Here is a 22,189-nt window from a genome sequence, read left to right as displayed (position 1 = left end):
CTGCGGCGACGTCTGCTCACGACGGAATCCCCAACCCTGTAAGTCATCGACAACGGACATGGGCCACCTGACAATCAGGCGGCCCATGTAAAGCAAGCGCTCACATGCCGGGAAACGTCACACCGGTCCGGATCTCGATGACGGGGATCACTCACCGGTGAGGGGCGAGGAGGCCGACTGGGCGTCGGCAAAAGGGGTCGTGTGCCGGGCGTAGCGTAGGGCGCATGACGAAGTACGGATCCTTTCCCGGTTCGCGTCCCCGGCGGCTGCGTACCACCCCTGTCATGCGGCGCATGGTCGCGGAGACCCGGCTGCACCCGGCCGACTTCATCCTGCCCGCGTTCGTGCGGGAGGGCGTGAGCGAGCCGGTGCCGATCCAGGCCATGCCCGGCGTCGTGCAGCACACGCGCGACAGCCTGAAGAAGGCGGCGCTCGAGGCCGTGCAGGCCGGGATCTCCGGGATCATGCTCTTCGGCGTGCCGGAGGAGTCGAAGAAGGACGGGCTCGGGACGCCCGGGACGGATCCGGACGGGATCCTCCAGGTCGCCATCCGGGACGTACGGGCCGAGGTCGGGGACGACCTGCTCGTCATGTCCGACCTGTGCCTGGACGAGACGACCGATCACGGGCACTGCGGGGTACTGGACGAGGAAGGGCGGGTCGACAACGACGCCACCCTGGAGCGGTACGCCGAGATGGCGCAGGTCCAGGCCGATGCGGGCGCCCACGTCGTCGGGCCCAGCGGGATGATGGACGGTCAGATCGGGGTCGTCCGCGACGCCCTCGACCAGATCGGGCGGGAGGACGTCTCGATCCTCGCCTACACCGCCAAGTACTCGTCCGCGTTCTACGGGCCCTTCCGGGAGGCCGTCGGGTCTTCGCTGCAGGGTGACCGCAAGACCTACCAGCAGGACCCCGCCAACCTCCGTGAGTCGCTGCGTGAGCTGGCGCTGGACCTGGAGGAGGGCGCCGACATGGTCATGGTGAAGCCGGCCGGACCCTACCTGGACGTCCTGGCCCGGGTCGCCGACGCCGTGGACGTGCCGGTCGCCGCCTACCAGATCTCCGGCGAGTACTCGATGGTCGAGGCCGCCGCCGAGAAGGGCTGGATCGACCGCGACCGGGCGATCCTCGAGACGCTGACCGGCATCAAGCGGGCCGGGGCGCGGAACATCCTCACCTACTGGGCCACCGAAGTGGCCCAGAAGCTGCGGTAGTTCGCTGCCTTTCCGCCTTTCCGCCTTTCCGCCCTTTCACCAGGACAGGGCGTCGTCCATGTCCTGCTGCCAGTACGTCACCGCCAGGGAGCTGTCGTAGTAGACGCCCTTGGCGGGCAGGGGCGGCGTCGCGGAGGCGCCGCCGTCGCTGTTCGGGGTGTAGCCCTGGAAGGCGACCGTCAGCTTCTCAGCCGTCTGGCCGCCGTCGCCGCTGCCGTCGGCGGCGGACAGCAGTACGCCCGCGTAGCCGGACTCGCCGGGAGCGAGGGTCGTCACCGCCTGCGGCTGCGTCTCCTTGGCGGCCTGCGGTACCCACTGCATCTCGTCGAAGCGCAGGACCGGGTTGTAGGTCAGGTCGCAGGTCTTGCTGCCGGTGTTGGTCACCGTGAGCAGCATGTGGTTGAGCGGGCGGGCGACCGTCTGTGCGGTGACCCTGGTGTTCGAGCCGTTGCACAGGACGCGGCTGTCGGCGGCCTCGTCGCCGGTGCCGCCGCCCGTGGCGGTCCCCGTGCCGGCGCCGCTGTTGCCGCCCGGCTTGCCGTCCGTCGTGCCGCCCTTGCCGGATGAGCCGGCCGAGCCGGTCGTGTCCTTCGCAGGGGCCGTGCCGGTGCCGGTGCCCTTGTCCTTGTCGGGCGTGGGCTGTGCCGCCCTGGCCGTCGACGACGCCGGGTGCGAGGCGCCCTCGTCCTTCACGCCCGTCCCGTCCTCGCACGCCGTGAGCGCGAGGGCGGCCAGGGCGGTGAGGGCGAGCAGGTGGCGGGTGCGGCGGATACGCATCGTGAAGTCCTCTTCCGGAATGCCGTGTTGAAGCGGCGTGCTTGGATGGCCAAAGCTTGTGGGGGGATCCGTCCCGGCCGCCACATCCGGCGGGCGATCAGGGACGCTGGAACGCCGGCAATGGGTCTGACCTGGGAGAACGGACCGTCCCTGGAACGCGGGGATGGGACGAGGGGAGCGGAGGAACGGTGTCTGCGAACGAGTTCGCCGAGCTGCTGCGGGAGTTGAAGGAGCGGTCCGGGCTGAGCTACGGGATGCTCGCGAAACGGCTCCACATGAGTACGTCGACGCTCCACCGCTACTGCAACGGGGACGCCGTCCCCGCGGACTACGCGCCCGTGGAGCGGCTGGCGCGGCTCTGCAAGGCGTCACCTCAGGAGCTCGTCGAGCTGCACCGGCGGTGGGTGCTGGCGGATGCGGTGCGGGGGAGGAGGCCGGGCGTCGCGGAGGCCGCCGTCACGAAGGGACCCGTCGTGGAGGGTGCCGTCGTGGAGGCCGTCGGCACCGAGGCCGGTGCCGCCGTCGTGGATGAGGGGGTCGGGGAGGCCGCTGTCGCGGACGAGACGGTCGTCACGGTCCGTGGTGGCGATGAGGGACGGGGCGGCGCGTCCCGGTGGGCCCGGCGGCCCGTGCTCCTCGCGGGCGTCGGTGTCGTGGCGGCCCTCGGGTCGGTCGCCCTCGCGCTCTCCCTGAGCCTGCCGTCCGGCGGGTCCGGGCAGGACGGGGACGGTGCTGCCGCCGACGCCGCGTCCGTCCAGGGGAAGGGGTCTGCCAGGGTCTCGCCGTCCCCTTCCGCGTCGCCCTCGGGACCGGCGTCCCCGTCGGTCACGCCGTCCCTGTCGGCCTCTGCCTCTGCCTCGGCGAAGGGCGGCGGCGCGCCGGCCGTGGGCGCGCGGAGCGACGACACCGTCCCGCTGACCGTCAGGGCGCGCCCGTACGCCTGGGAGAGCCCCTGCGACCAGCACTACCTGATCGAACGGGAGCCGGGGCAGGTCGCGCCGCCACCCGTCGAGCAGGACGCGCCCGCGTGGGTAGCAGCGCACGGCGCGGTGTCGTCGGGGGCGCAGTTCCTGGAGCTCACCGTGCAGGGGACCGGCCAGGAGACCGTGGTCGTGGACGACGTGAAGGTCCGTACGGTGGAGAAGAGTTCGCCGCTCGCCTGGAACGACTACGCGATGGGGTACCCGGGCGTCGGCTGCGGTGGTGGCGTGCCGACCCGCTTCTTCACCGTCGCCCTCGACGCGGCGCGGCCGGCGCTGGTCCCCGAGGCGGGGCACGCCGGCTTCCCGTTCAAGGTGAGCGCGTCCGACCCGGAGGTCTACTACGTGCTGGCCGACGCCTCCGCGTACGACGTGCGCTGGCAGTTGGAGCTGTCCTGGTCCAGCGGGTCCCGGCACGGCACGCTGACCGTCGACGACGACGGCAAGGCGTTCCGTACCAGCGGGAACAACGGGCGGCCCGCCTACGAGTTCCCGCTCGGCGGCTCCGCGTGGGAGCGGGCGGGAGCCTCTCCCACGCCTTAGGGGCCGGACCCCTCCAAGGTGCTGGAGCCCGACGGGCCCTCGTCGCGCAGGCCCTGACCGTCGTGGCACGCGGTGAGGGCGAGCGCCGCCACGGCGGTCAGCGCGGCGGAGAGCAGACGGAAGCGGAAGCGGGTGGGGCGGGTGAGACCCGTGAGGGGAGCAGCGGGAGCAGGGCGCGTGGGGGATGTGGGCATGGGGGGTGTGGGCATGGGGGGTGTGGGCATGGGGGGTGTGGGCATGGGGTCAGCCTGGGCCGTACCGCCGCCCGGCTTCCAGAGCTGCCGCGCAAGTCGGGACGCCCTCTCGGTCTCACGGTGTCTGACCTGCGGGAACGGTGTCCGGATGGGACGGGGTGTGGGACGACCGACCGCCAGCGGAGAGCGCCGAGGCGGGTGACGCCGGGCAGGTTCCCCGACTCGGCCGCGGCCTGGACGGCCCGCCGGAGACCTGAACCGGCTCGGGCCGCTGTCCACATGACAGAAACCCGCGTGTAGGCGGCATGTATCTCCCTAGAGTGCGGTCATGACTGTCGCAGCCGAGTCGCCGAGTGCCTCCGCCCCCGCCCCCGCCCCCGCTTCCGTTCCTGTTCCCGCCTCCGGCCCCGATTCCGTGCGCGCCGTCGTGCCCGCGTTGGCCGCCCGGGTCCGGGCCATCGGGGGTTCGCCCGTGCGGGACATCCTCGCCGTCACCGCCCGCCCCGAGGTGATCAACTTCGCGGGCGGGCTGCCCGCGCCCGAGCTGTTCGACCGCGAGGGCGTGGCCGCCGCGTTCCGGTACGCGCTGGAGGAGGCCCCGGCCCAGGCCCTCCAGTACGCCACCACCGAGGGCGAGCCGGTCCTGCGCGAGCGGCTGGCGGCGCGGACCACGGCACGGGGACTTCCCACGACCGCCGACGACCTCCTCGTCACCACGGGTTCCCAGCAGGCACTGTCCCTGCTGGCCGCGGCGCTTCTCGACCCCGGCGACACCGTCCTCGTCGAGGCTCCCTGCTACCTGGCCGCCCTTCAGGTCTTCGGCCTGGCGGGAGCGAGGATCGTCGCCGTGCCCTGCGACGCGGACGGCCCGGAGCCCGAGGCACTCGCCGAGCTGGTCCTGCGGGAACGGCCGAAGCTGCTCTACACCGTCCCCACCTTCCAGAACCCCACCGGCCGCACCGTCCCCGCCGAGCGCCGGGCCGCGGTCGCCGCCGTCGCCGCCCGGCACGGTCTGTGGATCGTCGAGGACGACCCCTACGGCGAGCTTCGCTACGACGGTGAGCGGGTCGACTGGATCGCCGCCCACCCCGACGCCCGCGACCGTACGGTCCTGCTCGGCTCCTTCTCCAAGGTCATGGCCCCCGGTGTCCGGCTGGGCTGGCTGCGTGCGCCGGCCGAGCTGCGCCGGGCCTGTGCCGTCGCCAAGCAGGCCGCCGACCTGCACACCCCGACCGTCAACCAGCTCGCCGCCGCCCGGTATCTGACCGCCTTCGACCTCGACGCGCATGTGGCCCGGGTGGCCGCCGTGTACCGGGAGCGCCGGGACGCCATGCTGGCCGGGCTCGGGGACGCGCTGCCGCAGGGCTCGGTGTGGACCCGTCCGGAGGGCGGCATGTTCCTCTGGGCCCGCCTCCCCGAGTCGTACGACACCACGGCCCTTCTCCCGCAGGTCGTCGCCCAGGACGTGGCGTACGTCCCCGGCGCCCCCTTCTACGCCGGCGAGCCGGACCGTTCGACCCTGCGCCTGTGCTTCGTGACGCAGACCCCGGAGGAGATCAGGGAAGGGCTGCGGAGGCTGGGGCGCGGGCTCGGGACCGTCCGGGCGGTGTCGGCCGAGGTGCCGCGTGCCCGGCCCGCGCACGGGTGACCGCCGGCGGTCACCGCCACCGGCCGGAGGCGGTGACGGACACCGCCACCCGTGCCCGGCCCGCGCACGGGTGACCCCGACGGTCACCGCCACCGGCCGGAGGCGGTGACGGACACCGCCCCCTTCCGTCGTAGTCCGCGTCATTCGGGACCGGAGCCTTTCCCTCGGAGACCGAATGCGAGCGTTACCGCCGTCGAGTCATGACGTTCCTCCCGATCCTCCTACAGTGCCTTTCTCGGACTTCGGACATCGGGGTGGAAAATGGAACCGGTCACGCTGGCCCTTGCGACAGCCTTGGTGGGTGCCATGGTCACCGACGGCTGGCAGCACGCCCGGTCCGCGGCGGTGGACCTCTGGCGACGCGGCCGCCCGGACGGTGAGGCCGAGAGCGTCGCCCTGCAGCTCACCGACACCCGGGCGAGGGTGCTCGCCGCGCGGGAGTGCCACGACGCCGACGCCGAGCACACCGTGGTGACGGACTGGGCGGCGCTGCTCCACAGGGTCGCGTCGCAGAACCCGACCCTGGTGGACGAGTTGCGTGGACTGCTCCTGCCGGAGTCCGGCGCGGGCACCGCCGAGCCCAAGGCCTCCCCGGCGATGGAGGCCCGTGCCACCGGGCACGCCCGGGTCTACCAGGCCGGCCGGGACATCAACGTCGGCGAACGATGAACGTGGACGGGGGACTGCCGGACGACGGGGAGCCGGTCGTCTCGCTGTCGGCCTGGGCGTCCGGCGAGGCCCGGGTCAACCAGGCCGGCGGCGACCTCAGCGTCACCGAGCAGGGCAACGTGTACATCTACTACGAGGACGGGTCGCGCAGGATCCGCCGGACGGAGGCCGACGGGCTCACGGACGAGTGCCCGTATCCGGGGCTGGCCTCGTTCGACCTGGAGCACGCCGGGTACTTCTTCGGGCGGGACGAGGCGATCGCCGAGTTGGCGAGGCGGGTGGACGACAAGCTCCGCACCGGCGGTCCGCTGGCCCTGGTCGCCCCGTCCGGGGCGGGTAAGTCCTCGCTGCTCAAGGCCGGGCTGCTGAAGAGGATCGCGCAGAACGCCCTGCCCGGATCGGCGCGTTGGATCCGGATCTGCCTGACTCCCACCGCGACTCCCGTGGCGGCGCTGTGCAGTGCTGTCGCACGGCACGTTCCCGGACTGGGCGCGGACCACCTCGCCAGGGCCCTCGAGCACGGTCCGGACAGGTGCGTGACCCTGCTCGCCGAGGCACTTCGCTCCCAGGCCGACGTCCGGCCGGGGGAGCGGCCGCGGCTCATGGTGGTGGTGGACCAGCTCGAGGAACTGTTCAGCATGCGGGCCGAGCACGGGAGCGCGACGGCCCAGGAGGAGGAGCGGCGCAGGTTCCTGGACCTCCTCGTGCGTCTGTCGCGAGCGGACCCGGACGAGGGGCCCGTCGGCCTGGTGGTCCTGGGGCTCCGGTCGGACTTCTACACCCAGTGCACCCAGTACCCGCAGCTCAGGACCGTGCTGCAGCACAGTCAGGTGCTGCTGGGCCCGCTGTCGAAGGACGGTCTCCGGGACGCCGTCCTCCTGCCCGCCCGCGCCGCCGGACTGGAAGTCGAGGACGGCCTGCTCGAGGTGCTGCTCCGGGATCTGGGTGTGAGCCGGTACACCGGCACGGACCCGGTCCCGGACCCCGCGGCGGCGGGTGCGTACGAGGCCGGACGTCTCCCGCTGCTGGCTCACGCATTGCGGGCCACCTGGCTGGAGCGCTGCGGAAACACCCTGACCGTGGACGGCTACGCCGTCACGGGCGGCATCCATGATGCCGTCGCCGCCGACGCGGAGCGCCTGTTCGGAACGCTCGGCGACGAGGAGGAGCCGGCAGCCCAGGCGGCCTTCCTGCGGCTGACCAAGATCGGCGACGGTGGCGAGCACACCCGTCGGCGGCTGCCGTGCGCGGAACTCCTGGGCCAGGAGGGGGAGACGTCACCGACCGCGCAGGTGATCGACGCCTTCACCGGCGGCCGCCTCCTCACCCGGCAGGGCGACACCGTGGAGATCACCCACGAGGCGCTGCTGTACGCCTGGCCGCGACTGCGGCGCTGGATCGAGGACGACCGGGCCGGTCAACTGGTCCGGCAGGACCTCGAGGAGGCGGCAACCGTCTGGCAGGCCGCGGGGCGGGACAGGGCCATGCTCCACCGGGGCATCCGCCTCGAGAGCGCCTGTGCCTGGGTGGACGCTCACGGACCTGGTTCGGTCGGCGTCACCGCGTCGGCCTTCCTGAAGGCCTCCACCCAGCAACGCAAGCGCGCCGCCCGCGTTCGCCGCGCGCTGACCGCCGCACTGTGTTCGCTCGCCCTGGTCGCGTCGACCGCCGCCGTCGTGGCGTTCCACCAGCGGGCCGACGCGCAGGAGCAGCGCCGCATCGCGGTCACCCGCCAACTCGCCTCCCAGTCGGCGCTCCTGGCGCCGGGACACCCCGAGGCGTCCATGCTGAGCGCGATCGCGGCCCACGAGACCTCGCCCGAGTCGGCGGAGGGGCGCAACGCGCTGCTGAGCAGCCAGAGCCAGCGCTTCAAGGCCAGGATCGCCGGCCACCCGGGGCCCCTGTACGCGGTGGCCTTCAGCCCTGACGGCCGTTCGGTCGCCACGGCCGGGACCGGCGACGGGATCGACATGTCCGACGCTCACGGGCCACGCGGCAGGTCGACCGTCGTCGCGTCCGCAACCGGCGGAATCGGCAGCCTGGCCTTCGCTCCGGACGGCCGTACGCTCGCCGTCGGCTGTGCCGACGGGACGGTCCGGCTCTGGAAGATGCCGGAACAGAGGTGGGAGATCCTTGCCGCCCCCGGGGGCGGCGCCGTCCTGGACGTCGCCTTCAGCCCGGACGGGCACACCGTCGCCTCGGCAGGCGAGAACGGGACGGCGCGGCTGTGGGACATCGGGACCCGCACGGTCCGGGTATCCCTGACGGGGCACTCCGGGACCGTGCACGCGGTGGCGTTCAGCCCCGACGGGGGGACTCTGGCCACCGGCGGCACCGACCGGACCGTCCGCCTCTGGGACGCGGAGACCGGCAGGAGCACGACCACCCTCACCTCCCACGGCGATACGGTCACCTCGGTCGCGTTCAACCCCGAGGGCGGCACACTCGCCACCGCGAGCGGGGACGGCAACGTCCAGGTGTGGGACTGGAAGAGGCGCAGGATGGCCAATGTCCTCGAAGGACACACCAGCGGGTTGCTGGACGTGGCGTTCAGCCCCGACGGGCGGACCCTCGCGACCGGTGCCGGCGACCGCACCGCCCGCCTGTGGGATCCTGCGACGGGCCTGAACACGGTCACCCTCACCGGCCACACCAACATCGTCGGGGCCGTCGCGTTCAGCCCCGACGGCCGCACCCTCGCGACCGCCAGCGATGATCGCACCGCCGTGCTGTGGGCCCTGGACGGGCCCGCCCTGATCACCTATCCGGCCACTTCGGTGCAGATGGTCGCCTTCAGCCCGGACGGGCGGTTCCTCGCGAGCACTCATACGGACGGCGCCCTGCGTCTGTGGCCCGCGCGGGGCCGGATCCATCGTCCCCTCCGCGTCCTGCGGAGCGGGACGGCGGGTGCCCACGGTGTCGCCTTCAGCCCTGACGGCCGTCTCGTCGCGGTCTCCAGCGTACGCAGCGGCGATGTCCTGCTCTGGAACGTGGCCACCGGCAAGACGGTGGCCACGCTGCACGGCGGCGGCACGGCGATGGCCGCGGTGGCCTTCAGCCCGGACGGCCGCACCCTCGCCGGGGCCAGCCCTGCCGACGGCTCCGTGAAGCTCTGGGACGTGAAAGGCGGCAGGCTGACGGCGGTCATCGCCAACCGCGGTGCAACCGTCTGGGCCGTGGCCTTCAGTCCTGACGGGCAGACCCTGGCCAGCTCCGGCGGTGATGAGACAGCCCGGTTGTGGGACGTTTCCAGCCATCGGCTGCTGGCCACGTTCAAAGGCCACACCGGGGTCGTCTGGGGTGTGGCCTTCAGTCCGGACGGGCACACGCTGGCCACCACCGGTGACGACGGCGCCGCCCGCCTGTGGGACGTGCCCGGTCGCCGTCTGGTGGCCACCCTCAAGGGGCACACCGGGGCGACCTGGGGTGTGGCCTTCAGTCCGGACGGGCACACGCTGGCCACCACCGGTGACGACGGCACCGCCCGCCTGTGGGACGTCGCCCGCCACAGCCCGTCGGCCGTCCTCCAAGGGCACACCGACCAGACGCGGGGTGTGGCCTTCAGCCCCGACGGGCACACGCTCGCGACCGCCGGAAACGACGCGACGGTACGGGTATGGAAGACCGATCCGGTCCAGGTGACCGCCGACCTGTGCGCTCGCATCGGCCCGGTGACGCCTCGGCGTTGGCGCGAACTCCTGCCGGACCAGCCGTTCAGCCCCGTCTGTCGCGCCTCCGCCTCCGCGGACTGACGCGGAGCGGAACCCGGCCCGGTGCGGCGGTCAGTCCCACCAGAAGGACCAGACGGGCTCGTCGACCAGTTCCCCGGCGTAGGAGCGCAGGGTGTCCGGGCCGTTCTCGGCGGTGGTGTCCGGGCAGAACGCGAAGTGCTCCGCCGCCACCCTCTCGGCCTCGGCCAGGGTGGCCGGCGGAGCCGCGACCGACACGACCAGCGTGTCGAAGCCGAGCGCCACCACCCGTATCCCGAAGCGGTCCTCCCAGGAGCGCAGCACCGCGCACAGACGTGCCACGTCGTTCTCGTGGTTCAACGGGCCGGTCCAGCCGATCGCCGCCGGGATGTCGGCGGACCGCCGCGCGCAGACCATGGCGAGGTGCGGCTCCTTCAACCACGCCCGGGTGCCGTCCGTCAGCGAGTCCGCGATCTGGGCCGCGCGGGTGTCCGGGGTCGCGGTCGGGGAGGCGGCGGGCGCGAGGCCGGGCCAGTCGGGGCCGAACGGCTCGATCCCTTCGGGCAGTTCCTCCTCCGCGGCGTCCTCCCAGTACTCCGCGAGGACCTCGTCGGCGTCGTGATCCCCCGGGTACGACATCTCGCCCGGCATCAGCTCCCACTCCGCGGGCCCGCCCTGGGAGCCGCCCAGGTCGACGAGGACCGGAAGCAGCCCCGCGCGGGCGGCCTGGCCGCCCATGGCCTGCCAGGTGCCGGGCGAGGCCGCCTTCTCCGCGTGCCACAGCAACGGCTCGTGCCACGGACCGTCGTCGGTCGCGTCGATCAGTCTCCCGGGCGGGAGTTGCAGCCCGAGGGAGCGGCCGCTCGGGTCGGTCGTGAGCCCGGGCAGCGGGTTGGGAAGAGTCGCCATGCCGGTGACTGTATGGGCAGCCACTGACATTGGGCGCTCGCGGGCGGGTGCCGCCGGGGCCGGCACCCCGGCCGGGGCGCCGGCCCCGGCGGCGATCGCGTCAGAGCTTGTCCGGCGTCCTGATGCCCAGCAGGGCCATGCCCAGGTGGAGGGTGCGGGCCGTGAGGTCCACCAGGAACAGGCGGTTCTCGACGACCTCCGGCGAGTTGTCCGGGGACAGCACGTGGCACTGGTCGTAGAACGTCGTCAGGTGCGAGGCGAGCTGGTACAGGTACGCCGCCAGCTTGTGCGGCTCGTACGCCGCCGCGACCTCGTGCACCGTCTCGCCGAACTGGTCCAGGTGCAGGCCCAACGCCCGCTCCGCCGGGGCCAGTTCCAGCTCCGGGTGAGCGACCGGGCGGGCCTCGCCGGCCTTGCGCAGGATCGACTGGATACGCGCGTACGCGTACTGGAGGTAGACGGACGTGTCGCCGTTCAGCGAGACCATCTGGTCCAGGTCGAACTTGTAGTCCCGCACGGCGGACGTCGACAGGTCGGCGTACTTCACCGCGCCGACCCCCACGTACCGGCCGTTCTCCACGATCTCCGGCTCGGACAGGCCGACCTTCACGGCCTTCTCCCGGACCACGGTGGTGGCCCGCTCGACGGCCTCGTCGAGGAGGTCGACCAGCTTGACCGTCTCGCCCTCACGGGTCTTGAACGGCTTGCCGTCCTTGCCGAGGACCGTGCCGAACGCCAACTGGTGCGCCTTGACGTCCTCGTTCAGCCAGCCCGCCCTGCGCGCCGTCTCGAACACCATCTTGAAGTGCAGCGACTGACGGGCGTCCACCACGTACAGCAGCGTGCTCGCCTTGATGTGGAAGACACGGTCACGGATCGCCGACAGGTCGGTCGCCGCGTAGCCGTAGCCGCCGTCCGACTTCTGGACGATCAGCGGGACCGGGTTGCCGTCCGGGCCCTTGACGTCCTCGAAGAAGACACAGAGGGCGCCCTCGGAGCGGACCGCGACCCCGGACTCCTCCAGGAGACGGCAGGTCTCCGCCAGCATGTCGTTGTAACCCGACTCGCCGACGATGTCCTCGTCCCGGATCTCCATGTCCAGCTTCTCGAAGACCGAGAAGAAGTAGATCTTCGACTCGTCGACGAACTTCTGCCAGGTCGCGAGCGTGTGCGGGTCGCCCGCCTGGAGGTCCACCACCCGGCGCCGGGCCCGGGTCTTGAACTCCTCGTCCGCGTCGAACAGCCTGCGCGCGGCCTTGTAGAGGCGGTCGAGGTTCGACATCGCCTCCTCGCCGCTCACCTGGGAATCCTTGTGGTCCAGCTCGTGCGGGTGCTCGTCCAGATACTGGATGAGCATGCCGAACTGGGTACCCCAGTCGCCGATGTGGTGCCGGCGGACCACGCTCTCGCCGGTGAACTCCAGGATCTGCACCGTCGCGTCGCCGATGACCGCCGACCGCAGATGACCGACGTGCATCTCCTTCGCCACGTTCGGCTGGGCGTAGTCGATGACCGTCGTGCCCGGCGCGTCGGAGTGCGGCACGCCGAGGCGGTCCGCGTCCGCGTACCGCGCGGCGAGGTTGCGGATGATCGCGCCGTCGGTGACCGTCACGTTCAGGAAGCCGGGGCCCGAGACCTCGATCTCCTCGATCAGGTCACCCGTGACGACCTGCGACACGACCTGCGTCGCCAGCTCCCGCGGGTTCGCCTTCGCCTTCTTGGCCAGCGCCAGGATGCCGTTGGCCTGGAAGTCGGCCCGGTCGCTTCGTCGCAGCAGCGGGTCCGCGCCGGCGGCCTCCGGCAGGGTGGCCGAGAGAGCGGACGTGAGGTGCTGTTCGACGGAGTGACTGAGGGACGTGACCGGGGCCATAGGAGTGGGTGCCGTTCTCCTCGTGGGGATGGATAGACGCAGTCAGTATCCCATGGGGGGTAAAGCCGTTTTCCCGGGCGCGGGGCCGTCTGGGACAATGGAACGCACTTCAAACCCGGAAGCCTTCAGAACAAGAGGACGTGCCGATCGTGGCTCTGAGCACCGAGACCACCGACTGGGTCTCCCGTTTCGCGGATGAGGTCATCGAGGAGTCGGAGCGTCGGGCCCCCGGCAAACCCGTGGTCGTCGCGTCCGGACTCTCCCCCTCCGGACCCATCCACCTGGGCAACCTCCGCGAGGTCATGACCCCGCACCTGGTCGCCGACGAGATCCGCCGCCGCGGCCACCAGGTCCGCCACCTGATCTCGTGGGACGACTACGACCGCTACCGCAAGGTGCCGCAGGGCATCGACGGGATCGACGACTCCTGGGCCGAGCACATCGGCAAGCCGCTGACCTCCGTCCCGGCGCCGCAGGGCTCGACCCACCCGAACTGGGCCGAGCACTTCAAGGCCGCGATGGTCGAGTCGCTGGCCGAGCTCGGCGTGGAGTTCGACGGCATCAGCCAGACCGCGCAGTACACCTCCGGTGTCTACCGCGAGCAGATCCTGCACGCGATCAGGCACCGCGGCGACATCGACGCGATCCTCGACCAGTACCGCACCAAGAAGGCCCCCGCGAAGAAGCAGCAGCAGAAGCCGCTCGACGAGGCCGAGCTCGAGGCGGCGGAGGGGTCGGGCGCGGCGAACGAGGACGACGGCTCGTCCGGCTCGGCCGGCTACTTCCCGTACAAGCCCTACTGCGGCAACTGCGAGAAGGACCTCACCACGGTCACCTCGTACGTCGACGACACCACCGAGCTGTCCTACGCCTGCGCCGCCTGCGGATTCGCCGAGACCGTCCGGCTGAACGAGTTCAACCGCGGCAAGCTGGTCTGGAAGGTCGACTGGCCGATGCGCTGGGCGTACGAGGGCGTCGTCTTCGAGCCGAGCGGCGTCGACCACTCGTCCCCCGGGTCCAGCTTCCAGGTCGGCGGCCAGATCGTCGGCATCTTCGGCGGCAAGCAGCCCATCGGCCCCATGTACGCCTTCGTCGGCATCAGTGGCATGGCGAAGATGTCGTCCTCGAAGGGCGGTGTCCCCACCGCCGCCGACGCGCTGAAGATCATGGAGCCGCAGCTGCTGCGCTGGCTCTACGCCCGCCGCCGCCCCAACCAGTCCTTCAAGATCGCCTTCGACCAGGAGATCCAGCGGCTCTACGACGAGTGGGACAAGCTGGACGCCAAGGTCGCCGAAGGCTCGGCGCTCCCGGCCGACATCGCCGCGCACTCCCGCGCCGTGGGCACGGCCGCCGGTGAGCTGCCGCGCACCGTCCGGCCGCTGCCGTACCGCACGCTGGCCTCCGTCGCCGACATCACGGCCGGACACCGGGACCAGGCCCTGCGGATCCTCTCCGACCTCGACCCGGAGAACCCGCTCGGCTCCCTCGACGAGGCCCGGCCCCGGTACGACAAGGCCGAGGCCTGGATCAACACCCATGTCCCCGCCGACCAGCGCACCATCGTCCGCGCCGAAGCCGACGCCGAGCTGCTGAAGTCCCTCGACGAGGCATCCCAGCAGTCCCTGCGGCTCCTGCTCGACGGACTCGCCGGCCACTGGTCGCTGGACGGGCTCACCCACCTCGTCTACGGCGTTCCCAAGGTCCAGGCCGGGTTCTCCGCCGACGCCGGCCCCAAGGAACTCCCGCCCGAGATCAAGACCGCCCAGCGGACGTTCTTCGCCCTGCTCTACCACCTGCTGGTGGGGCGCGACACCGGCCCGAGGCTGCCCACCCTGCTGCTGGCCGTGGGCCAGGAGCGGGTGCGGGCCCTGCTCGGGGAGTAGGCGGCACGTCCACGACGGAGGGGGCGCCCGGTGTCAGCACCCGGCGGCCCCGCCCGCAATCACCCGCGCATCAGGCGATGTGGTCCTCCTCCAGTTCCGCCGCGTGACGGTTCTGGAAGCGCATGACCATGCGCTTGGCCTCCGCGTCCCCGACGGGTACGCCGTAGGTCGCCTCGACGTTGTCGCCGAACTGGCTCGGAGTCGGGTAGCTGCCGTTTATCGACTGCTTGAAGACCTGGTAGTACGACTCCTCGTCCGGCTCGACCGCGGGCGTGCCGCCGCCCTCACCGAGCTCGCGGCTGCGGCCCGGACCCACCGGGATGGGGAACGAACCGGTCTCCTCCGGAGAGGGCTCCTGCGCCGGAGGCTCCTCCTGGTACTGGTCCTGGTACTGCTCGGCCTGCTGCTGCTCCTCGTACCACTGGGCGTACTGCTCCGAGGGGTCGTACGTGGGGTCGTAGCCCCCCTGGTACGCCACCTCGTGCGGCGCCTGGAACCACGGGCTCTGCTCCTCCTCCGTGGGCACGGGGACGGGCGCGTAGCCGACCGGCCGGCCCTGCGGTGACTGCTGGGCCTGCCGGGGCGCGGGAGCGGCCTCGACGGCACGGACGCCCGCGTCGACCGGGGCGGCCGCCGTCAGCTCCTGCTGCGGCGCGGCCGCGGCGACCGGCGCCGGGGGCAGCACGGCCGGCTCGATGCCCGCCGCCGCCAGACCCGCCGGGGCGGTCTCCGCCAGCGGGACGCCGTACCGGGCCAGCCGCAGCGGCATCAGCGACTCCACCGGGGCCTTGCGGCGCCAGGCACGGCCGAAGCGCGAACGCAGCCTCGCCTGGTAGACGAGACGTTCCTGCTCCAGCTTGATCACCTGCTCGTAGGAGCGCAGCTCCCACAGCTTCATACGGCGCCAGAGCAGGAAGGTGGGCAGCGGGGAGAGCAGCCAGCGGGTGAGGCGCACGCCCTCCATGTGCTTGTCCGCCGTGATGTCCGCGATCCGGCCGATCGCGTGCCGGGCCGCCTCGACGGACACCACGAACAGGATCGGGATCACCGCGTGCATACCCGTGCCCAGCGGGTCCGGCCAGGCCGCCGCGCCGTTGAAGGCGATCGTCGCCGCCGTCAGCAGCCACGCCGTCTGCCGCAGCAGCGGGAAGGGGATGCGGATCCAGGTCAGCAGCAGATCCAGGGCCAGCAGGACGCAGATACCCGCGTCGATGCCGATCGGGAACACATACGAGAAGTTGCCGAAGCCCTTCTCGAGGGCCAGTTCCCGGACGGCCGCGTACGAACCGGCGAAGCCGATCCCGGCGATGATCACGGCGCCGGTCACGACCACGCCGATGAGAACGCGGTGCGTCCGGGTCAGCTGTATTGGCGCGGACACCCGTACTCCCCTCCCCTTGCGTGTTCTTGCGCGCAACAGGGTGGCACATGTGTGCGGCGCACGTGTTGCCGGTCCGTCAGCTCTTCGCGGAAGCGGACGCCTTCGGAGCCGCCGCGGCCGCCTTGGAGGCCGTCGCCTTCGGGGTCGCCGACGACGACTTGGAGGGCGTCGCCTTGGAGCCGGCGGAGGCCGACGCGGACGGGGACGGGCTGGTGGCCGAGGTGTCCGAACCGCCGCTGCCGCCCTCGCCGTTGGCCGAGCGCACGGCGGCCACCGCCTCCTTGGACGCCTTCTCCGCCGACTTCGTCAGGGCCTCCGCGCTCGGCGCCTTGTCGCCCGCCAGACCGGCACCGTTGTAGTCCAGCGTGAGCACGACGTTCTCGACGCGCACCACGACCGTCTGCTGCTTGAAGGCGCCTTCCGACTTCTTCAGGTCGTAGCGCACCGAGGTCGCCTCGTCACCCGTCGCCGCCACCGGCGCCGACTTCACGTTCTTCGCGCCCGACACCGCCTGGGCGTCCTTGACCTGCTTCGCGTAGTACGTCTTCGCCTGCGACTCGCCGTCACCGGTCGTCGCGTCCGACTCGAAGCGCAGCAGCGAGACGTTCAGCCAGCGGAACTGCGAGCCCTTCACGCCGTTGTTGGCCAGGCTGGACCAGGAACAGCTGGCCCGTGCCGCGGTGTCGCTGGACGTCCCCTCCTTGCCCTTGGCCGCCCCCTTCGGCACCAGCTCCGTCAGCGTCTTCTTCGACACCACCGCACACGCCTCGGGCAGCGTCTTGTACGCCGCCGCCTGCACGGTCGGCGCGGCGCTCGCCGCGGAGTCGGCGCCGGAACCGGAACCGGCACCGGTGGAGGCGGCGGCGTCCTTCGCGTCGTCGCCCGAGCCGGAGTCCGAGGAGCAGCCCGCGGCCATCAGCATCACCGGGACGGCGACCGCCGCGGCCAGGAGGCGGTTCAGCCCTCCGGCACGGTTCACTCGCTCGGCACGCTGCTCGCGCTGTTCAAACTGGCCGTCTCGCTGGGCTCGTCGCTGCATGGTTCCTTCACTCATGACGCTCGTGGTTCCTGCGGTCGGATCGGGTCCGAGGGGCCACCGTAGTCGGTGAGGAAGCTGTGCGGTTCCGCTTCGAGGGCTTTGCGGGCGGGGCCCGAACCGGGCCGAAGTGCCCTCAGCCGGCCAGTGAGTCGGCGAGCTGCGCGGCCAGTTTCCGGGCCTTGTCCTGCATTTCCTCGCTGTCCGGCACCGCGCCGACGGTCGCCGGCTGCTCCTCGTACTGGATGGTCACCATCACGTTGGACGTGCGGAACGCCACAGTCACCGTGCGCTGCTTGGCCGTCGAACCGGAGCTGCTGAGCGCGTCGTCGATGAACGCCTCGTCGCCCACGTCCTCCAGGAGACGGGGCTGGAGGTCGGCGGGGGCGACCGTGGAGGAGGCCGACGGCGAGGCCGACGCGGAGGCGCCCGCGGAGGGGGAGGTCGTCGTCGAGGGTGAGGTGCTCGGACTCGCGGAAGGGGAGCCGGTCGCCGCGCCGGTGGCGGAGGCGGTGGGGGCGGGAAGGTCGGCCGCGGTCACCTTCTGCGCGAAGAGGGCCTCGGCCTGGTTGTCGTCGCTCACGGCGTTGTCGTACGAGACGACCCGCTCGAAGTCGACGAGGAGATGGTCGGTGGCGTCCGTCGACTCCACCTTCCAACGGCAGCCCACCTTGCGGTCGGTGTCGAACGTCTGGGTCGCCTCACCCGCGTAGGCCGTGTCGCGCTGCGTCTCGTCGGCGAGCTGCTTGATGCCGGGGAGGAGCGAGTCGAGGGTGGACCGGCTCACCACACCGCAGGCCTCGGGGAGGTTGTCGTACTTGCCGGGCTGCGCGACGGCGCTGGCCGTCCCCGCCTCGCCCGGGTTGGAGTTGTCCGTCGAGCCGCCTTCGTCCGAACCGCCGGTGCAGCCGGCCAGCAGAGCCGCGAGGAGCGCGACGACGCCGGGTACGTATGCCTTCCGCTGCACGGTCGGCTCCTCTCGACAGTTCAGGTGATGTGGGTGGCCCGGTGTCCCCGCTGGTTATTCGCTTGCCGGACGGGGGCGGCCCCTGGAGACAATGTGTATCGCACGTGGAGCTGTGGATGCCGGTTCGCTGTCCTTTTCGTTGACCTTGGCACCAGTTTTGCGATCTGAGGCTTTTGTATTTAATCCGGGGGAATGAGGACGACATGTCGTACGTGGAACTGCCGGGCGCGAAGGTACCCATCCGTATGTGGGCCGACCCGGCGTCGGTCGAGGACGGGGCGCTCCAGCAGCTGCGGAACGTGGCGACCCTGCCGTGGATCAAGGGACTGGCGGTCATGCCGGACGTCCACTACGGCAAGGGTGCGACGGTCGGCTCGGTCATCGCCATGCGGGGCGCCGTCTGCCCCGCGGCGGTGGGGGTCGACATCGGGTGCGGAATGTCCGCGGTCCGGACCTCGCTCACGGCGAACGACCTGCCCGGCGACCTCTCCCGGCTCCGTTCGAAGATCGAGCAGGCGATCCCGGTGGGCCGGGGGATGCACGACACGCCGGTCGACCCGGAGCGGTTCCACGGGCCGACGGCCACCGGCGGGTGGAACGACTTCTGGGCGCGGTTCGACGGGGTCGCGGAGGCGGTGAAGTTCCGTCAGGAGCGGGCCGTGAAGCAGATGGGGACGCTGGGCGGCGGCAACCATTTTTGTGAGGTTTGCGTTGATACGTCCGGTTCGGTGTGGCTGATGCTGCACTCCGGTTCCCGGAACATCGGCAAGGAACTCGCCGAGTTCCATATCGGGGTGGCGCAGAAACTCCCGCACAACCAGGGTCTGGTCGACCGCGATCTCGCCGTCTTCGTCGCGGACACCCCGCAGATGGCGGCGTACCGCAACGATTTGTTCTGGGCCCAGGAGTACGCGAAGTACAACCGCACGCTCATGATGGCGCTCCTGAAGGACGTGATCCGCAAGGAGTTCAAGAAGGCGAAGCCGGCCTTCGAGCAGGAGATCAGCGCGCACCACAACTACGTCGCCGAGGAGCGCTACGACGGGATGGATCTGCTGGTCACCCGCAAGGGCGCGATCCGGGCCGGTTCCGGCGAGTACGGCATCATCCCGGGCTCGATGGGCACCGGCTCGTACATCGTGAAGGGTCTCGGCAACGAGAAGGCCTTCAACTCGGCCTCGCACGGCGCAGGTCGGCGGATGAGCCGCAACGCGGCCAAGCGCCGCTTCTCGACCCAGGACCTGGAGGAGCAGACGCGGGGCGTGGAGTGCCGTAAGGACTCCGGCGTCGTGGACGAGATCCCGGCCGCCTACAAGCCGATCGAGCAGGTCATCGATCAGCAGCGGGACTTGGTGGAGGTCGTGGCGAAGCTGAAGCAGGTCGTCTGCGTGAAGGGCTGACACCGCCGGTCGGCGGAGGAAGCCTGCCGGGACGGGGCCCGAGCCGGTATCGGCTCGGGCCCCGTCCGGCGTCTTCTCACCCGAGCCGCTTCTCCAGCAGGGTCACCGCGTACGGGCTTCCCGTGCCGCCCTCCTTCGCGCGCTGTTCGCCGACGACCGTGTAGCCCGCGGACTCGTAGTACGCGCGCAGGCGGGGGTTGGTGGAGAGGCAGTCGAGGCGGGCGTAGGGGCGGCCGGCCGCGGTGATGCGGGACTCGGCGTGCGCCAGCATCCTGCGGCCCGTACCCGGTGGCGCGGTGTGCGGGGTCGTCATCAGGCGGTGGACGTAGCCGGCCTCGGGCGGGCGGGGGCCCCAGGCGGCCGGGTCGTCCCACCAGAGCTCGAAGGCGCCCGCGACCGCGCCGTCCGCGTACGTCAGCCAGACCTCGCCCTCGCGCATGCGGTCGACGAAGTGGGCCGCCGTCTTCTCGCCGGGCTGCCACTGCTCGATGCCCCGGGCCAGTTGCCACAGGGCCGCGGTGTCGCGCAGGCGGACCAGGAGGGGGGCGTCGACGGGCTCCGCCCTGCGGTGGGTCAGCTCCGGCCAGGTGGTGGGGGCCGGTTCCAGGAGGCGGGCGCGGAGAGTCGCCGACAAGGTCTCCGCGTCCATGCCGAGAGCCTGCGTCACATACGCCTCCACCGAGCCGTAACGGGCCCGCAGCGCCTCCAGGAACAGGCGCATCACCGACTCGGGGGCCCGGCCGAAGGCCGGCCAGGCCGGGGAGCGGCCGTCGTTTCGCGCGCGCCAGTCGGCGAGCAGGGCCGGGGTCGCCAGTTCCGTCAGGGAGAAGTCCTCGATGATCACCTCGTCCGGGACGCCCAGCAGACCCAGGACCAGGGCCGCCAGCTGCCCGGTGCGGTCCTTGCCCGAAGCGCAGTGGAAGACCAGCCCCTCCCGCGCCTCGGCCACCAGCTCCAGGGCCGCCGCGATCTCCTTCGTGCCGTCCTCCGCCACCTCCATGAAGCGGGCGCAGAGGTACGGGCCCGGGTCCACGTCCGGGGTCAACGCGGCCTGGTCGTAGGGGCGGTGCTCGATGCTGAGGTTGCGGTAGGCGAAGGAGTCGCCCTCCGGTACCCGGCCCCTCGCCTCGATCTCCCAGGGGTGGCGCAGGTCGATCACCGTGCGGACGCCGAGGGCGAGGAAGCGGTCCCAGTCCGGGGTGTCCGGTCGCAGCTTGCCGAGGGAGTCCGCGCGGAACAGCCGGCCCGCGCGGACCCGTCGGCCGCCGCTGGTCGGATATCCGCCCAGGTCACGGAAGTTGTGCAGCGTCTCGAACGGTATGTGTCTGTCCACGTGGAAACCCTATGGCGCGGCGGCGCTCACTTCGCGTGACGTACCGCGTAGATCATCACGAACGCCACGATGTGGATGCCGAAGAGGAAGTAGGCCAGGAAGACCCACATGTGGCGCTCGTCCTTCGTCTCCTGGGCGAGGCGGCGCTGCTCCGGCGAGAGCTGTGGCGAGAGCTGTTCCGGCGAGAGCCGTTCCTGAGCGTCCGGGTTCTGGTCCGCGGTCCCCTCCTCGGCCGTCACAGCTCTCGGTGGACCTTCGTGTTGGACGCCTGGGCGCGGGGGCGCAGGACGAGCAGGTCGACGTTGACGTGGCTGGGGCGGGTGACCGCCCAGGTGATCGTCTCGGCCACGTCGGAGGCGGTGAGGGGTTCGGCGACGCCCTCGTAGACCTTGGCGGCCCGGTCCGCGTCGCCGCCGAAGCGGGTGAGGGCGAACTCGTCGGTCCTGACCATGCCGGGGGCGATCTCGATGACGCGGACCGGCAGGCCGACGATCTCCAGGCGGAGGGTCTCGGCGAGGACGTGGGCGCCGTGCTTGGCGGCGACATAGCCGCCGCCGCCCTCGTACGTCCCGTGACCGGCGGTCGAGGACACCACCACGACCGTTCCGTCGCCGCTCGCCACCAGTTTGGGGAGCAGGGCCTGGGTGACGTTGAGGGTGCCGAGGACGTTCGTCTCGTACATCGTGCGCCAGTCGGCCGGGTCGCCGGTGGCGACCGGGTCGGCGCCGAGCGCGCCGCCCGCGTTGTTGACCAGGACGCCGATCGTCTTGAAGGCGCCGGCGAACTCGTCGACCGCCGCGCGGTCCGTGACGTCCAGCGGGTAGGCCGTCGCGGAGCCGCCCGCCCGCGTGATCTCCTCGGCCAGCGCCTCGACGCGGTCCTTGCGGCGGGCGGTCAGGACGACCCGGTAGCCGGCCGCGGCGAGCTGCCGGGCGGTGGCGGCGCCGATTCCGCTGCTCGCACCGGTGACGACGGCGATGCGGGAGGCGGCGGACGGTGCGGCGGTGGCCATGGGCTGCTCCTCGTGCACGGGGGGTGTTCGTTCATACGACCGGCTTGCGCCCAGGGTATCGGGGTCAGCCGCCGTTCCTCGGGGCCCACATGATCACGGCCATCCCGGCGAGGCAGACCAGGGCGCCGGTCACGTCCCAGCGGTCGGGGCGGTAGCCGTCGGCGACCGCGCCCCAGAGCAGGGAGCCGGCCACGAAGACGCCGCCGTACGCGGCGAGGACGCGACCGAAGTGGGCGTCGGGCTGGAAGGTGGCGACGAAGCCGTACGCGCCGAGGGCGAGGACACCGCCGGCCGCCCACAGCCGGCCCCGGTGCTCGCGTACGCCCTGCCAGACCAGCCAGGCGCCGCCGATCTCGAGGAGCGCGGCGACGACGAACAGGGCGGCGGACCGGAGGATGAGCATGTCGGCAGCTTGGCACGGCCGGATGCTGTCACCTGTTGGAGGGCGCCTGCCGGACGCCGTGCGTGGGATACATCCCCTTCGTACCCGGCCCTTCGTACCCGGGCGGTTTCCGATCGAGGAATCGAGGAGTGGTGGCATGCGCTGGATGCGAGGTCTCGCGGTGTGGGCTGCGGTGCTGGCGGTGGGGGTGGGGGTCGCGCCCGCGCGGGCGGCCGGGACTGCGGGGGAGGCGGGGGTGGCGGGGGAGGCGGGGGAGGCTACCGCAGCGGACCTGTCGT

18 protein-coding genes are annotated in these 22,189 nt (G+C 71.8%); 7 read left to right on the top strand and 11 right to left on the bottom strand.

What is annotated here, in order from left to right:
• The first annotated feature begins 224 nt into the window (after positions 1-224).
• Positions 225-1,217: a porphobilinogen synthase gene (gene hemB / locus QQM72_RS38625; RefSeq protein WP_314225492.1), complete on the top strand. Its 993-nt coding sequence runs from the start codon at positions 225-227 to the stop codon at positions 1,215-1,217.
• Between the two features lie 36 nt (positions 1,218-1,253).
• Here the strand turns inward: hemB and QQM72_RS38620 are convergent, their stop codons facing one another.
• Entirely contained in the window at positions 1,254-1,994 is a 741-nt protein-coding gene (locus tag QQM72_RS38620; protein ID WP_314225491.1) for a DUF4232 domain-containing protein, read from the bottom strand.
• Positions 1,995-2,182: 188 nt separating this feature from the next.
• On the opposite strand from QQM72_RS38620, the gene QQM72_RS38615 reads away from it, so the two are divergent.
• A complete protein-coding gene (locus tag QQM72_RS38615) occupies positions 2,183-3,517 on the top strand; it encodes a helix-turn-helix domain-containing protein (RefSeq protein ID WP_314225490.1) in 1,335 nt (444 codons plus the stop codon).
• Here QQM72_RS38615 and QQM72_RS38610 read toward each other — a convergent pair.
• Positions 3,514-3,711, bottom strand: coding sequence for a hypothetical protein (locus QQM72_RS38610; protein WP_314225489.1), 198 nt, complete (start codon positions 3,709-3,711; stop codon positions 3,514-3,516). The genes QQM72_RS38615 and QQM72_RS38610 overlap by 4 nt on opposite strands.
• A gap of 328 nt (positions 3,712-4,039) precedes the next feature.
• Here QQM72_RS38610 and QQM72_RS38605 point away from each other — a divergent pair, with 328 nt between their 5' ends.
• The 3 genes from QQM72_RS38605 (at position 4,040) to QQM72_RS38595 (ending at position 9,780) form a co-directional block, all read left to right on the top strand.
• Entirely contained in the window at positions 4,040-5,359 is a 1,320-nt protein-coding gene (locus QQM72_RS38605; RefSeq protein ID WP_314225488.1) for an aminotransferase-like domain-containing protein, read from the top strand.
• A gap of 261 nt (positions 5,360-5,620) precedes the next feature.
• Positions 5,621-6,028: a hypothetical protein gene (locus QQM72_RS38600; RefSeq protein ID WP_314225487.1), complete on the top strand. Its 408-nt coding sequence runs from the start codon at positions 5,621-5,623 to the stop codon at positions 6,026-6,028.
• Positions 6,025-9,780 carry an NACHT and WD repeat domain-containing protein gene (locus QQM72_RS38595; protein ID WP_314225486.1) on the top strand — a complete coding sequence of 1,252 codons (3,756 nt, stop codon included), beginning with the start codon at positions 6,025-6,027 and terminating at the stop codon, positions 9,778-9,780. Before QQM72_RS38600 ends, QQM72_RS38595 begins: the two co-directional genes overlap by 4 nt.
• Before the next feature lie 30 nt (positions 9,781-9,810).
• Here the strand turns inward: QQM72_RS38595 and QQM72_RS38590 are convergent, their stop codons facing one another.
• Together QQM72_RS38590 and argS are read right to left on the bottom strand one after the other, a co-directional pair.
• Positions 9,811-10,626 carry a DUF4253 domain-containing protein gene (locus QQM72_RS38590; protein ID WP_314225485.1) on the bottom strand — a complete coding sequence of 272 codons (816 nt, stop codon included), beginning with the start codon at positions 10,624-10,626 and terminating at the stop codon, positions 9,811-9,813.
• 100 nt (positions 10,627-10,726) lie between these two features.
• Positions 10,727-12,496, bottom strand: a complete 1,770-nt coding sequence (gene argS, locus QQM72_RS38585; RefSeq protein ID WP_314225484.1) for an arginine--tRNA ligase — start codon at positions 12,494-12,496, stop codon at positions 10,727-10,729.
• 140 nt (positions 12,497-12,636) lie between these two features.
• Between argS and lysS the strand changes: the two genes are divergently transcribed.
• The gene (gene lysS / locus QQM72_RS38580) at positions 12,637-14,379 is read left to right on the top strand and encodes a lysine--tRNA ligase (protein WP_314225483.1); all 1,743 of its coding nucleotides are present in this window, start codon (positions 12,637-12,639) and stop codon (positions 14,377-14,379) included.
• 70 nt (positions 14,380-14,449) lie between these two features.
• On the opposite strand, the gene QQM72_RS38575 is transcribed toward lysS, so the two are convergent.
• From QQM72_RS38575 to QQM72_RS38565, 3 genes are all read right to left on the bottom strand, one after another.
• On the bottom strand, positions 14,450-15,760 hold the full coding sequence (locus QQM72_RS38575) for a DUF2637 domain-containing protein (protein ID WP_314225482.1): 1,311 nt from the start codon (positions 15,758-15,760) through the stop codon (positions 14,450-14,452).
• Positions 15,761-15,836: 76 nt separating this feature from the next.
• On the bottom strand, positions 15,837-16,814 hold the full coding sequence (locus QQM72_RS38570) for a DUF3558 domain-containing protein (RefSeq protein ID WP_314225481.1): 978 nt from the start codon (positions 16,812-16,814) through the stop codon (positions 15,837-15,839).
• A gap of 118 nt (positions 16,815-16,932) precedes the next feature.
• A complete protein-coding gene (locus QQM72_RS38565; RefSeq protein WP_314225480.1) occupies positions 16,933-17,763 on the bottom strand; it encodes a DUF3558 domain-containing protein in 831 nt (276 codons plus the stop codon).
• 203 nt (positions 17,764-17,966) lie between these two features.
• Here QQM72_RS38565 and QQM72_RS38560 point away from each other — a divergent pair, with 203 nt between their 5' ends.
• Positions 17,967-19,163 (top strand): RtcB family protein, encoded by a 1,197-nt coding sequence (locus QQM72_RS38560; protein WP_314225479.1) that lies wholly within the window; start codon positions 17,967-17,969, stop codon positions 19,161-19,163.
• A 76-nt stretch (positions 19,164-19,239) separates the two neighbouring features.
• Here QQM72_RS38560 and QQM72_RS38555 read toward each other — a convergent pair whose 3' ends face one another.
• The 4 genes from QQM72_RS38555 to QQM72_RS38540 all read right to left on the bottom strand — a co-directional run bounded on the left by QQM72_RS38555 (position 19,240) and on the right by QQM72_RS38540 (position 21,911).
• Positions 19,240-20,496, bottom strand: coding sequence for a GNAT family N-acetyltransferase (locus tag QQM72_RS38555; protein ID WP_314225478.1), 1,257 nt, complete (start codon positions 20,494-20,496; stop codon positions 19,240-19,242).
• Positions 20,497-20,522: 26 nt separating this feature from the next.
• Positions 20,523-20,735: a hypothetical protein gene (locus QQM72_RS38550; RefSeq protein ID WP_314225477.1), complete on the bottom strand. Its 213-nt coding sequence runs from the start codon at positions 20,733-20,735 to the stop codon at positions 20,523-20,525.
• A complete protein-coding gene (locus QQM72_RS38545) occupies positions 20,732-21,508 on the bottom strand; it encodes an SDR family NAD(P)-dependent oxidoreductase (RefSeq protein WP_314225476.1) in 777 nt (258 codons plus the stop codon). Before QQM72_RS38545 ends, QQM72_RS38550 begins: the two co-directional genes overlap by 4 nt.
• Positions 21,509-21,572: 64 nt before the next feature.
• Positions 21,573-21,911, bottom strand: a complete 339-nt coding sequence (locus tag QQM72_RS38540) for a YnfA family protein (protein ID WP_314225475.1) — start codon at positions 21,909-21,911, stop codon at positions 21,573-21,575.
• Positions 21,912-22,189 lie beyond the last annotated feature (278 nt).

The sequence above is a fragment of the Streptomyces zaehneri genome (genome assembly GCF_032248645.1).
Taxonomy (GTDB): Bacteria; Actinomycetota; Actinomycetes; order Streptomycetales; family Streptomycetaceae; genus Streptomyces; species Streptomyces coriariae.
This window is presented reverse-complemented; position numbering and strand designations above follow the sequence as displayed.

Excerpts from the sequence above, each read along its gene's own strand:
- QQM72_RS38545 (WP_314225476.1), bottom strand. The coding sequence starts at position 21,508 with ATGGCCACCGCCGCACCGTCCGCCGCCTCCCGCATCGCCGTCGTCACC.
- QQM72_RS38605 (WP_314225488.1), top strand. The coding sequence starts at position 4,040 with ATGACTGTCGCAGCCGAGTCGCCGAGTGCCTCCGCCCCCGCCCCCGCC.
- hemB (WP_314225492.1), top strand. The coding sequence starts at position 225 with ATGACGAAGTACGGATCCTTTCCCGGTTCGCGTCCCCGGCGGCTGCGT.
- QQM72_RS38620 (WP_314225491.1), bottom strand. The coding sequence starts at position 1,994 with ATGCGTATCCGCCGCACCCGCCACCTGCTCGCCCTCACCGCCCTGGCC.
- QQM72_RS38560 (WP_314225479.1), top strand. The coding sequence starts at position 17,967 with ATGTCGTACGTGGAACTGCCGGGCGCGAAGGTACCCATCCGTATGTGG.
- QQM72_RS38610 (WP_314225489.1), bottom strand. The coding sequence starts at position 3,711 with ATGCCCACATCCCCCACGCGCCCTGCTCCCGCTGCTCCCCTCACGGGT.
- QQM72_RS38540 (WP_314225475.1), bottom strand. The coding sequence starts at position 21,911 with ATGCTCATCCTCCGGTCCGCCGCCCTGTTCGTCGTCGCCGCGCTCCTC.
- QQM72_RS38595 (WP_314225486.1), top strand. The coding sequence starts at position 6,025 with ATGAACGTGGACGGGGGACTGCCGGACGACGGGGAGCCGGTCGTCTCG.
- argS (WP_314225484.1), bottom strand. The coding sequence starts at position 12,496 with ATGGCCCCGGTCACGTCCCTCAGTCACTCCGTCGAACAGCACCTCACG.
- QQM72_RS38590 (WP_314225485.1), bottom strand. The coding sequence starts at position 10,626 with ATGGCGACTCTTCCCAACCCGCTGCCCGGGCTCACGACCGACCCGAGC.
- QQM72_RS38600 (WP_314225487.1), top strand. The coding sequence starts at position 5,621 with ATGGAACCGGTCACGCTGGCCCTTGCGACAGCCTTGGTGGGTGCCATG.
- QQM72_RS38570 (WP_314225481.1), bottom strand. The coding sequence starts at position 16,814 with ATGAGTGAAGGAACCATGCAGCGACGAGCCCAGCGAGACGGCCAGTTT.